Origin of the sequence: Pseudoalteromonas sp. NJ631, assembly GCF_000276645.1 — a bacterium.
Classification (GTDB): domain Bacteria; phylum Pseudomonadota; class Gammaproteobacteria; order Enterobacterales; family Alteromonadaceae; genus Pseudoalteromonas; species Pseudoalteromonas piscicida.
Genome location: NZ_AKXJ01000020.1, coordinates 1 through 12,088 on the forward strand (window position 1 = coordinate 1; position 12,088 = coordinate 12,088).

At 44.6% G+C, this 12,088-nt stretch carries 9 protein-coding genes and 1 pseudogene; 6 read left to right on the forward strand and 4 right to left on the reverse strand.

Translation table 11 applies throughout. The features are described 5' to 3' along the window. The 4 genes and pseudogenes from A587_RS24275 to A587_RS0121890 form a co-directional block, all read left to right on the forward strand. The coding region (locus A587_RS24275; RefSeq protein WP_036965115.1) for a condensation domain-containing protein at positions 1-1,667 on the forward strand (1,667 nt) is incomplete at its 5' end. Positions 1,668-1,708: 41 nt separating this feature from the next. Further along, positions 1,709-2,731, forward strand: coding sequence for a guanitoxin biosynthesis L-enduracididine beta-hydroxylase GntD (gntD, locus tag A587_RS24280; protein WP_017219293.1), 1,023 nt, complete (start codon positions 1,709-1,711; stop codon positions 2,729-2,731). 228 nt (positions 2,732-2,959) lie between these two features. Continuing rightward, positions 2,960-3,106 (forward strand): annotated as a pseudogene (locus A587_RS25470) (hypothetical protein); the annotation flags it as partial. A gap of 276 nt (positions 3,107-3,382) precedes the next feature. After that, entirely contained in the window at positions 3,383-4,795 is a 1,413-nt protein-coding gene (locus A587_RS0121890; protein WP_017219295.1) for a glycosyl hydrolase family 18 protein, read from the forward strand. Between the two features lie 125 nt (positions 4,796-4,920). Here A587_RS0121890 and A587_RS0121895 read toward each other — a convergent pair whose 3' ends face one another. Further along, positions 4,921-5,121, reverse strand: a complete 201-nt coding sequence (locus tag A587_RS0121895) for a hypothetical protein (RefSeq protein WP_017219296.1) — start codon at positions 5,119-5,121, stop codon at positions 4,921-4,923. 115 nt (positions 5,122-5,236) lie between these two features. Then, positions 5,237-7,270: a glycoside hydrolase family 97 protein gene (locus A587_RS0121900; protein WP_026001092.1), complete on the reverse strand. Its 2,034-nt coding sequence runs from the start codon at positions 7,268-7,270 to the stop codon at positions 5,237-5,239. A gap of 201 nt (positions 7,271-7,471) precedes the next feature. Here A587_RS0121900 and A587_RS0121905 point away from each other — a divergent pair, with 201 nt between their 5' ends. Next, a complete protein-coding gene (locus A587_RS0121905) occupies positions 7,472-8,119 on the forward strand; it encodes a methylamine utilization protein (RefSeq protein ID WP_017219298.1) in 648 nt (215 codons plus the stop codon). After that, entirely contained in the window at positions 8,100-9,341 is a 1,242-nt protein-coding gene (locus A587_RS0121910; protein ID WP_017219299.1) for a hypothetical protein, read from the forward strand. Before A587_RS0121905 ends, A587_RS0121910 begins: the two co-directional genes overlap by 20 nt. Before the next feature lie 50 nt (positions 9,342-9,391). Here A587_RS0121910 and sthA read toward each other — a convergent pair whose 3' ends face one another. Both sthA and A587_RS0121920 read right to left on the reverse strand, forming a co-directional pair. Continuing rightward, positions 9,392-10,828 carry a Si-specific NAD(P)(+) transhydrogenase gene (gene sthA / locus A587_RS0121915; RefSeq protein ID WP_017219300.1) on the reverse strand — a complete coding sequence of 479 codons (1,437 nt, stop codon included), beginning with the start codon at positions 10,826-10,828 and terminating at the stop codon, positions 9,392-9,394. Between the two features lie 35 nt (positions 10,829-10,863). Then, on the reverse strand, positions 10,864-11,991 hold the full coding sequence (locus tag A587_RS0121920; RefSeq protein WP_010374369.1) for an acyl-CoA desaturase: 1,128 nt from the start codon (positions 11,989-11,991) through the stop codon (positions 10,864-10,866). Positions 11,992-12,088 lie beyond the last annotated feature (97 nt).

The following is a 12,088-nucleotide window of genomic DNA, read 5'->3' on the forward strand; positions in this document are numbered from 1 at the left end:
CTTTTCCGTTGACGGCCAACGGCACGGTTGACCGTAAGGCGCTGCCGGCGCCGGAGGATATATTATTAAGAGATGAGCATGTCGCACCAAATACAGAGACAGAAAAAACCTTATGCCGGATCTGGCAAGAAGTGTTGGGGCTTGAAGAGCTTGGTATCACGGATAACTTCTTTAGCTTAGGGGGGGATTCCATGAGGGTCGTGCAATTAGTGCATGCCGCGGCCAAAGTGGATATGCATTTTAGTGCCCAAGATGTTTTCCGCCATCAAACCGTTGGCGGGCTTGCGCAACACCTGCAAACGTATGTGACTGATCGGGGGAAAAAGGGCGATGCGGCGCCACTTGCTCTGTTAGGAAAAATATCGGACTATCTGGCAGATTGCCCCTCAGAGATAGAAGATGTTTATCCAGCTACGCAAATGCAGTCTTTGATGATAGAGAAGCATATTGAAGGGGTAAAATATGGTGGCGTATATGCCCCCCAGCAGCTTTTCTCTTTTAGTGATCCTGAGTTTAGCCCTGAGGCGCTTGCAATCTCATTGACGTTTCTGATGCAGAAGCATCCAATATTAAGAACTACTTTTAGCTATTGTGAAGATAGTAGGCAATACCTACAATTTGTTCATCGTGATGTCGAACTTCCCCTCGAAAAATTCGATTTAACATCAAAAAATCAGGATGAGTATAAAGCGTTTTTGAATGACTTTATTGCCGAAGATGCTAAACGTCCTTACACCTTTGACGGCAAAGGTTTGATGGTACGCTATCGGCTCTTTAAAGTGAGTAACAGTGACTGGAAGTTCTTAATCTCAACACATCATGCGATTGATGATGGTTGGGGCTTTGTCAGTTTTATCAATGAGATGTTTGAGTGTTATGAAAGGGTAAAAGCCGGTGACAAGCTGCAACTACAGCATGCTGCTGTCAACGTTTTCAAAGAGCGTGTCGCTCTGGAGGTCGAAGCGTCACAATCAAAAGCGAAAAAAGAGTTTTGGCGAGGTCAATATGAACAAGCCGAAACTATGCCTAGAGTAACATTTGGGAGAGAGCCTCTGGTCTATTGCTCAAAACGCTTAGTTATCGATAGTCCATTATTCAGTAAACTAAAATCTTTCGCGCAAGCTAATAACAAACAGCTCAAAACTCTGTTCTTATTTTCTTATTACAAAGCCTTAAGCGCTTTGTTAAAGCAAAATCTCATCACCATAGATGTCGTTACTTCAGGCCGCTCGGAAAGATTATCTGATCCTGTGCATGCATTAGGGTTGTTTTGGAATTTTGTACCTATGCACTGCGCTATGGGGAAAGAAGAACTTTTACCTGCCTTGGAGTTATTGCAAACAAAGTTAATTGATGTTGAGAGCAATGGCAATTCCCTGTTTCCTTTAAACAGTATCAGAGATAGAAGTGCATACGCATGTTTTAACTATGTACAATTTCACCATTCCAAAATGGGTGATAAGAATCATAAAAGGAATCATGTAAATGTCGAGTACGCAAGTGACAAATTTCATCATGTTATAGATTTTTTTACTTCTGTAAATGTTGATGGTTCAAAAGCTATTTCTGAAGTGAATTACTGGGATGGATTAATCGATGTCCGGAAGATTGATTTGCTGATGGAGTTGTATATCGAAGCTTTAGAAAACCTGGTTGATTTAGCCTGATGTATTTGTAGCTGACAAACTTGGAATAATGGATTAATAATATGTACAAAGAAGAAATGGTTAAAGTTGTGACTTTAACAAATAGTGAAATAGATACTATTGAGACCTTGCTTTATCAAATTGAAAATTTATATGAGAATGAAAGCGACCCGAGATTTCTTGAGCAATCACAGCAGTTGGCGACAAAATTGCCGGGGAGGGTGCTGGAAGCATTAATCCCTTTTAAGCAAAGGACTGGTGAGGAGATTTTTGTAATCTCCGGCTTTCCCATTGATCAGGAAAAGGTAGGACTCACCCCCCTAGATCTTGAAACCAACCCTAACGTCTCGACTAAAAAAGAGTGTTTTCTTTTTTGTTTATTAAGCGCTGCGATCGGGGATGTTTTTGGTTGGGCAACTCAGCAAGATGGCAGGTTTGTCCATGATATTTTTCCGATAAAGGGACATGAACAGGAACAGATCAGCTCAGGATCTGACGAAGTCATTACTTTGCATATAGAAGATGCCTTTCATGAGCATAGAGCTGATTTTATCGGATTAATGTGTATTCGTAATCCTAATGAAATAAATACGACTTTTTCAAAACCTAAGTTGGATGCACTTTCGGCTGAGCATAGAGAGTTGTTGTTTCATCAGGAATATATCATTCGTCCTGATAACTCACATTTAGAAAAATATAACAACGGTCTTTTTGATGACGGTGAAATACAGGCAGCCCGGGAAAAAGTTAACGAAGAAATGAGCAAAGGGATCAAGTTTGCTCCTTTTTTTGGTGATAAGAGCAGACCATTCCTCAGACTTGATCGCTATTTTATGGATGAAGCTCAAGGTGAATATGGCAGTGCTCTTAACTCCCTTTGCGACAACCTAGAGGTTAATACTTTTGGACTAGCACTTAAGGCGGGCGATATTGCCTTTGTCGATAATTACAGAATATTACATGGCCGGTGCAGCTTTAATGCCTTGTATGACGGTAATGATCGATGGTTAAAACGTGTCAATATTAAAAAAGAGTTGACTAGTTTAAAGAAAGGCAGTGTTTTTCTTAAACAAAGGATAATATAGAAGTAAGCATCACCCAAACCACACCTAGTGCTGAAGCTTCAGGCTCATAAAGTAACGCTCTAATCTCAATTTGGAGCTTACAATGCCTAAACCAAAACCGTCACTGCGAATAGGGCTATAAGCAGAAAGCTATCCGTCACCGAATTTTTCCTGCAGCACGAGATCAACGCCAAGACATTTTATAATCAGCGGACTAAGCTGCGTGCGTAGCAGGCAACAGCCACCCAGGTTGGCTGTTGGTCACACGTAAGGTGCAAACATAAAGCAGTCGCAGATATGCAGGCTAAGGGTAAAACTGGAAAAGCAGATTGGACGCTTAATCATACTCAAAAGCTATACCGAATTGAAAACGCAACAAAGGCCGTGAGCCTGTAAGAAAAGCCGGTGGCGAGAGAGTAACAAAACGCACCGCTACTGGCACAGTTTAAAGCTTGGTTAGAAAAATCAGCGTATGGAGATTTTATAAACTAGCATAATCACGGATGAATAATTGGTGTAAAGAAAAGAAGTATTTTCTATTTTTATTAGACTAAGGTCGTAGTGAGTTGCGTTGTACGAAATTTATCCATGCTGGTAGGCTAGAATTGCAAGTTAACATTTATTTAAACTCGGCACGACTTGCTTTAGCCGACATACAACATGGAAAAGGTAATGAAATATACAAATTTATTAATTGCACTTCCGCTCTTGGGCGCGATGGAAGTTGCACTAGCGGTAGACTGTAGCAACTTAACGCAATGGCAATCACAGCAGGTATATACAGGTGGCGACGCAGTCACCTATCAGTCAGCTAAATACACCGCGAAATGGTGGACACAAAACCAAAACCCAGCGCAAAATTCCAATACTTATGATGTCTGGCAAGCCAATGGCAGTTGTGATCCTGTAACGCCATTGCCTCAAGTTTCGGTCACTTCCCCAAGCAGTAACGCACGAGTGTTAGTGGGCTCATCAGTTAGCCTAGCGGCGGCAGTAAGCCATCCGCAAAACACAGCAATCGACAGTGTTGAATTCTATCTCGATGGCACGCTTGTCGCCTCTGATAACAGTGCGCCTTATGAGGTGATGTGGCAAGCGCAGGGGCTAGGTAATCGCGCATTAACTGTCTATGCAACTGATGTATCTGGGGCACGAGGTGAATCGAGTGCGGTGAACTTCAGTGTCGTGTCTGACGAGGTTCCTCCTGGCGACCCTAATTTTAAAATTGTTGGCTACTTCCCAAGTTGGCAGGGTGCAGTGAGTGATATTCAGTTTGATAAACTCACCCATATCAATTACTCATTTTTACTACCCAATGCAGATGGCACACTGAGACCGCTTGAAAATTTAAGCAAAATGACAGCGCTAGTAAATTCGGCGCATGCCAACAATGTGAAAGTGGGGATTGCCATTGGTGGTTGGAACGGGGGGGACGATAGTGCATTTGAGACATTCGCCAGTTCACAGCAAGGCAGAGCCCGTTTCGTGCAAGAGGTCATTGCGTTTGTAGAGCAACATAATCTAGATGGCGTTGATATGGATTGGGAATATCCAGATCCCGGTGCTTCAGCAAATAACTATGCATTACTGATGAAGGAACTAAGCGTTGAGTTACGCGCCAGAGGTAAATTCTTGACGGCAGCTGTGGTGGCGCTTGGCTATACCGGTGGTGGCGTGTTGGAATCTGTATTCCAAGATATCGACTTTTTAAATTTAATGGCATACGACGCGAACAATACTGATCATGCTTCTATGCAATACGCCAAAGACTCAATAGCTTACTGGCAAGGTCGTGGGCTCAGTAAAGAAAAAACGGTATTAGGCGTACCATTTTATGCAAGACCTACTTGGAAAGCGTATCGCACCTTACTACAAGAGAACCCTGCCAATGCCTGTCGCGATAGTGATGGTAGCAGCTACTACAATGGTATCCCGACGATCCGCGCAAAAACGCAGTACGCTAAGCTCAATGCCGGTGGCATTATGAATTGGGAGCTATCCCATGACAGTAATGGCCCTGCGTCGCTATTAACAGCGAAATGGGAAGTTGCTAATGGTGTAACACCAAGCTATCAATGTCAGTAAATTATTACTTATAACTCAGCTCGGCGGCGAGTGAGAGCTGGCCGTTGAGCATATAGAGAGTTTGACTGAAAAATAGGCTAACTACATATTTTTATAATATCTAGCCTATATATGGTGGGAAATGCTTATAAACAGCGTTCCATTACGCTGCAGGTAACAGCCGGTGAACTTGGACGTTGGCACCAGTAATCGTTATTAGTCGTTTCGCACATAACGCCGGTTTCTGGTCCTCTACCACCGACTGCTTGCGGTGTGAGTTTTACGGCAAGTTGGCTCTGTTGATAGTCTAATTGTTTTAGTTTTTTCTTTGCTAGGGTAAGTTTCATATTATTTTCCTTTGAAATAAGAATGTCTTAATAGACTATTTCACCCTACTGTATAGTTTGCTAAATGTACAGATCAAAGCGGTGACTACCCAGCTGCTGGGTAGTCACCTTATGTTTAAAGCGCTTTAAAGCGAATAGCAACACCGCCGCCGGCAGCCAGTTTTAATGTGAGTTTGTCGGCACTTGTTACCTTTTTACGGTAAATATTCATTTCATACGGGTTTTGTTTCCATTCGGCTTTATCACCGTCCGCGTAGATTTGCGCTTCAAAGGTTTTACCTGACTCAAGGAAATCTAAAGTAATAGGAATTTCTCTCGCTTCCTCGTCAGTTACTGCGCCTAAGAACCAATCGTTACCACTATATTGTTTATGCTTGCGCTCCTTTCTGGCAAAAACAACATAATCACCCACTTCTCCTGCAAGTGCGATACTGTGTTCCCAGTCGGTGGGTACGTCTTTGATAAATTGGAAGGCGTCTGGCTTAGCGAGGTAATTTTCTGGCAAATCGGCCGCCATTTGAATTGGACTATAAAGCACAACATAAAGCGCTAATTGTTTGGCGAGGGTGGTTTGTGGGCGGTTGGTTTTATCGCCAAGGCCGTTGAAGCCCATGTCAAAAATACCCGGAGTAAAGTCCATTGGGCCTGCTAACATGCGAGTAAAGGCGAGCATTGGCACATGCTCTGGTGGGTTTGGTGGTGTGCCCCATGCGTTGAACTCTTGCCCTCTAGCCCCTTCTCTCGCAATCCAGTTTGGATAGGTACGACGCAGGCCGGTATCTTTGATTGGTTCATGCGTATTGATACTGATCTTGTGTTTGGCCGCGAGTTTGACGTTGTCTAAGTACTCATTTGCCATAAATTGACCATCGTGCCATTCGAATCTGGCATTGCCCTTGGCATCAATGCGTTTGATGTTGCCGCCATCGGCTACGTAACCGGTTTTAACCTGGCGAACGCCTGCTTTTTCGTAGAGTGCGAAGGCCGCCTCCATTTGATTGCGATAGTTGCTGACGTTACCAGACGTCTCGTGATGACCAATTAGGCGTGCACCTACTTTTTTTCCGTGCTTGGCTATTTCGTCAATATTAAAGTCAGCATAGGCGTCGGTAAAGCTAAAGACATCACCGTTGAAGAACCAGTCGCCATCCCAGCCGATGTTCCAACCTTCAACCAACACGCCATCAAAGCCGTTGTCAGCGGCAAAGCTCAAATATTCTTTAGTGCGCGCCGTAGTGGCTCCATGTTTATCGCCGCTGCCCCAAGTATTTTTGTTGATGTGCATGCCCCACCAAATGCCGATGTATTTACCCGGCTCAACCCAAGATACATCACCGAGCTTATTTGGCTCGTTGAGGTTTAAAATAAGGTGAGAGTTCAACAAGTCGGTGGCTTCATCGCCTATTTGCAGGGTGCGCCAAGGTGTATTGAACTTACCATTAGTTTTGACTGCAACGCCATCTGACCAAGGTGTTAGATCGGCAACAAATGTTCCCGGGCGACGCTGGTTTAAGGTCATGCCCGCATAGTCAATTAGGGCCGCTTCATGCACACTGATATGAACCCCGTCTTGGTTCTTTAAGGTAAATGGGGTGTGCACATGTGGGGCATCGTGCAGTGGTGTGGTGTTGTATACATATTCATAGCGATTCCAGCCACGAGCAGGGATCCACCACGCGGTACTTTTATCGCTTTGTGCAAAGGCGAATTCGGTTAATTCTCTGGTGATATAAAGCGCTTGATTTTGAGCAACCTCATAGCGAAAGCCGACACCGTCATCAAAGACTTTTACACGCACAGTATATTGCGGCGACTTGTCTGTCTGTTTAGCAAAGGTGACAGCAAGCTCATTGTGCTTATCTTGGATCACTCTGGCTTCGCCCCAAGGTTGTTGCCAACTGCTATCGACGCTATTGCGCTGATGTGTGGTGATACTCAAGCCATCGCGCATCGATGCAGCTGTTGCGAAATCAAAACCAAGTTTAGACGGTTGAATAATGGTTTTGTCGTTAAAGCTGACTTGGTAGGTCGGCTGGCTATTATCATCACTCAAGGTAAAAGTGATTTTGCCATCTGGCGAACTCACAGCTAAAGATGCGGCAAAGCTCGTAGTCGTAAACAAGCTTAATCCGATCAGGGAAAGTGACATGGGGCGCATAGTTTTTCCTTCTTGTTGTCGGCACGAAAATTCGTGTTCTTTTGCACATAAGCTAAGCTTACTGTTGTATGCTAACGTTCACGTAAAAGTTGCATACGTATTCATGCTGTAAATGCGATGAATGTAATAATTATTCCGCTCGGTCTAGTGTAGACAAGCTAAGAAAAATAATAAGGATAGGTTGAACTGCTTATGCTAAACCTAACAATTTTTGGGCGTATTGCTGTTGTGATGGCAATGCTACAAGCCGGTCTAGTCAATGCCCTTGAAATACAAATTGTCGATGCTGATAAACAGCCGCTCGCGAATGCCGCGGTGTGGTTGCAAGGAGATGGCTTTGATAATAAAAGAACGACGCTAGATTATAAAATGGAGCAAAAGGATAAAGCGTTTGTGCCACATATTTTGATGGTGCAGGCAGGCACACAAGTCTCGTTTCCGAATTTAGATCCCATTCTGCACCACGTCTATTCGTTCTCTGCTGCAAAGCCATTCGAGCTTAAGTTGTATCGCGATGACCCGAAACAAGTATTATTTGATCAAACCGGTGTGGTTGAGCTTGGTTGTAATATTCACGATTGGATGCTGGGCTATATCGTGGTTGTAGATAGCCCATTATTTGCGGTAACGGATAGCAGCGGCAAAGTATCAATTGACTTAGGTGCTCAGCAAGCCAGCGCACTAAAGCTGAATGTGTGGCATGAAAGATTCGAAAATATAGACAAAATAGAACAGCATGCGTTCTCTGCTGTGAACAACACTCAAGCAATTACCTATCAAATTAAGCAAACTCTGGTTGCTCCACTTCAGGATTTCTCCGATGGCTTCGATGATTACTAAGCTCAGTGCCGCTCTGGCATTATTCGCCATAGGGCAAGTAGGTGCCGTTGAAATTTCAGGACAAGGACAACTGCAAACGACCTGGCAGCATGATGATAATCGTAAAGCTTGGTATCAGCCAGGGTGGGGCGTTACGCGTTTTGGCAAAGGGGAGTCAGATATTACGCTTAGTCGAGGCGCTATTGATTGGCGTGTAGATGTTGCCAGCGCTTGGTCTTTGCATGGGGTAACGCAGTATGTGCCAGACCCAGATGACAAGCTCGGTTTTACAGAACTGTATTTGCAATATCGAACACTACCCAAAAATGGTCGCCGTTTTATTATGCGAGCAGGTGGCTTTTATCCGAAGTTTTCTATTGAGAACCCAGATATTGGCTGGTCATCACCCTATACCTACCAGTATTCGGCTATCAACGCTTGGATTGGTGAGGAAGTGCGGGTATTTGGAGGTGAAGTCGCGATTGAGCAGCCGCAGACGCGTCGTAGCCGCGGTCAGGGATTCAAAGGTGTGTTTGGTGTTTTTAAGGGTAATGATCCGGCTGGCACTTTACTCGCATGGCGAGGCTTTACCGTGCATGATAGGCAGTCGGTGTTTAACGAAAGTCTCCCCTTTGCCGCGGTAGAGTCGTTGAACACACCGCAGCTACAACATCAAGCACAGCATGTTGAACCGTTTTCTGAAGTAGATGGCCGATTTGGTTATTATCTTGGGTATCATCGCGACTTTTCAAACCGCAGTGAGATCAATGTCTATTGGTACGATAATAATGGCGATCCAAGTAAGATCAACTACCGAACTGGGCAGTATGCGTGGGACACTAAATTTATTAGTGCAGCTTGGCGTTACAAGTTAACACCGCAGACCCATATACTCGCACAAGGCATGCTGGGTAATACCGCAATGGGTGCCAATCGAGGCGTTGATAATGACTTTAATAGCTGGTTTTTGCTACTCACACATCAGCGCGATGAGTGGCGCTTTGCCTTACGGGGGGAGCAGTTCAAAGTCATCGACAAAGATGATTGGCAGTTCGACCCTAATCAAAGTGATGGCCATGCACTGACCGCTACAGTGAAGTATCGAATTAATAACAATTGGCTGGTGGGCGGAGAGTTTTTGAGTCTGACAACCACAGTTGCAAACCGCGAGGCCTTTAACGGTAAGCCTAAGCAAAGCGATAATGTGTGGCGACTCAGCGCGGAGTATCGCTTTAATTTATAACAATAAGCGTGACGCTCAAGGTGTCACGCTTATTTATGCCATACGATGCATTAATCCAGTAAGCGATTAATACCGTTTAATGCTGCAACGCGATAGGCTTCGGCCATTGTTGGGTAGTTAAAGGTGGTATTGATGAAATACTCGATATTATTACCCGTTCCTTTTTGTTCCATAATGGCTTGGCCGATATGGATGATCTCGGATGCACGTTCACCAAAGCAGTGAATACCTAATATTTCTTTGGTTTCTGCATGGAACAAAATTTTCAAGCTGCCGACTTCAGTGCCTGTGATCTGTGCACGAGCCAAATGCTTAAACTGGGCGCGGCCCACTTCATAGGGAATGCGCGCAGCGGTAAGCTCTTGCTCTGTTTTACCAACAGAGCTCATTTCTGGAATGGTGTAAATGCCGGTTGGGATATCGGTGATCAAACGATCATCACAGGCACCATGCACAATCGCATTGGCTGCAATACGCCCTTGATCGAACGCTGCACTGGCTAGGCTTGGATAGCCAATCACATCTCCTACTGCGAAAATATTATCTACTTCAGTTTGATAGTGTTCGTTGACTTTAAGCTGGCCACGGCTATCAGCCTTTAGACCTACACTTGCAAGGTTGAGTGTTTCGGTATTACCGGAGCGGCCATTGGCCCATAAAATGCAGTCAGCACGTACTTTCTTGCCAGACTGTAGATGCACAATAACCCCTTTGTCATGGGTCTCTACTTTCGCAAACTCTTCGTTATGGCGAATAACAATACCATTATTCCAAAAATGGTAACTGAGTGCGTCAGAGATCTCGGCATCCATAAAGGCCAATAAGCGGTCGCGGGTGTTGATGAGGTCTACCTTTGCGCCCAGTCCTTTAAAGATTGAGGCATATTCACAGCCTATGACCCCCGCGCCGTATATCAATACGCGCTGAGGATTATGCTCAAGGCTTAAAATAGTGTCGCTGTCGTAGACGCGAGGGTGGTTAAAATCAACGCCTGGTGGGCGGTATGGGCGCGAGCCTGTGGCGATCACAATGGTTTTAGCGGTGAGTAACTCTTGCGAACCATCTTGATGAATGACTTGTACCGTATTTGCGTCAACAAAGCTGGCATCGCCTTGGAATAAGTGAATGCGGTTACGACCATAAAAGCTAGAACGCAATGTTGATTGTTTTGAGATCACATCACTGGCATGGTGCAAAATATCTTGAAAGGTATGGCGCTGCGGGCGCTCGGTAAAACGATAAAGTGGATTTGCTTTATACTCAATTAAACGACTGACAGAATGACGAAGCGCTTTTGAGGGAATGGTGCCCCAGTGCACGCAGCCACCGCCAACCGCATGCTGGCGTTCGATAACCGCGACTTTTTTACCACTTTTAGAGAGATTCATGGCGGCGCCTTCGCCGCCAGGTCCGGTGCCTATAATAATGGCATCGTATTGATAGGATTGTGGAACAGTTTCGGTTTTTTCTGAAGCTTTTTTGCTCACGGCCTCACCCCTTTAGTTGTTGAGGCCGCTGAACATTATGCCGTTTTCAGTAGCCTCGAATTTAGTGCAATCCAAGCTTGTTTTTGACTTTCCCAAGCTTGTTCTAGCTCTTTATATTGTTGCATCAGTGCGGAATGTTCGCACTGTGCAAGTACTGCTTCTTTCTTCGCTTCGAGTACCTGTTTTTGCACAGTACAGTAGTTTTGAAGCTTTTTAAGAAGTAAATCATACTCTTGTTGTAACAATGTAAGCTTATCTTGCGCCAAAGGCAATTTTGCGAGACTGACTTTAGTCTTATTCAATAAGGTCTCCGCCTTGGCTTTTTCAATGCGTTCAACTGGAGTGCGTTTTAGCTTACTGGCAAGGCCCAGTGCTGCAAAAGTACGGATCAGCCATTTAGTTGGGTCATAGTGATACCAACGAATACCATTACGGTAGTCGCTGGCAAAAATATGATGGAAGTTATGGTAGCCTTCACCGTAAGTGAATAGGGCTAGCAAGCCATTGTCTCGCGCGGTATTTTTTTCGGTGTAAGGACGACTACCCCAAATGTGCGCCAGTGAATTGATAAAGAAAGTAAAATGTTGACTGAGTACGAGTCTGAGTACGCCCGCAAGTAACAACATGCCAAACACATTTCCGAGTAATAAACCTAGCACTAACGGGATGCCGATATTTGTAAGTAACACCAATTTCATATAGTGCTTGTGTTGCCACATCACGATAGGGTTACGTTGTAAGTCTCTGGCGTTATTATAATCACCGTAAGTCTCGCCTTGATAATCTCTCAGCATCCAACCGATATGGCTATACCAGAAGCCTCGTGTTGCGGCGTACGGATCTTTTACTGGGTCGTCGACTTGGCCGTGGTGCACACGGTGATCGCTACTCCAATGTAATATACTGTTTTGTAAGGCGAATGCGCCACCCAACGCAAAAATAACTTGAATCACAGGGTGGGCGTCATAGGCTTTATGCGCCCATAAGCGGTGATACCCTGCGGTGATCGACAGACCGGCGTAAAACATACAGGCAACAAAAGCTACCCAGTGGCTGGTGGTATAGCCGTATTCAAAGCCATACCAAGGCACCAAAGTGATCGCAGCTAAAAACGATAAGCTAAAGAACAGCACATTGGTCCATAAAATGGGTGGTTTTTTCATCAATTAATCTCAAAATCTAATTTCAGCGTACAACTGTACGCTAAAATAGTATTTCATTCTTGCTGCGTCAAGGTTTAGACTGCGGTTTATTGTTCTT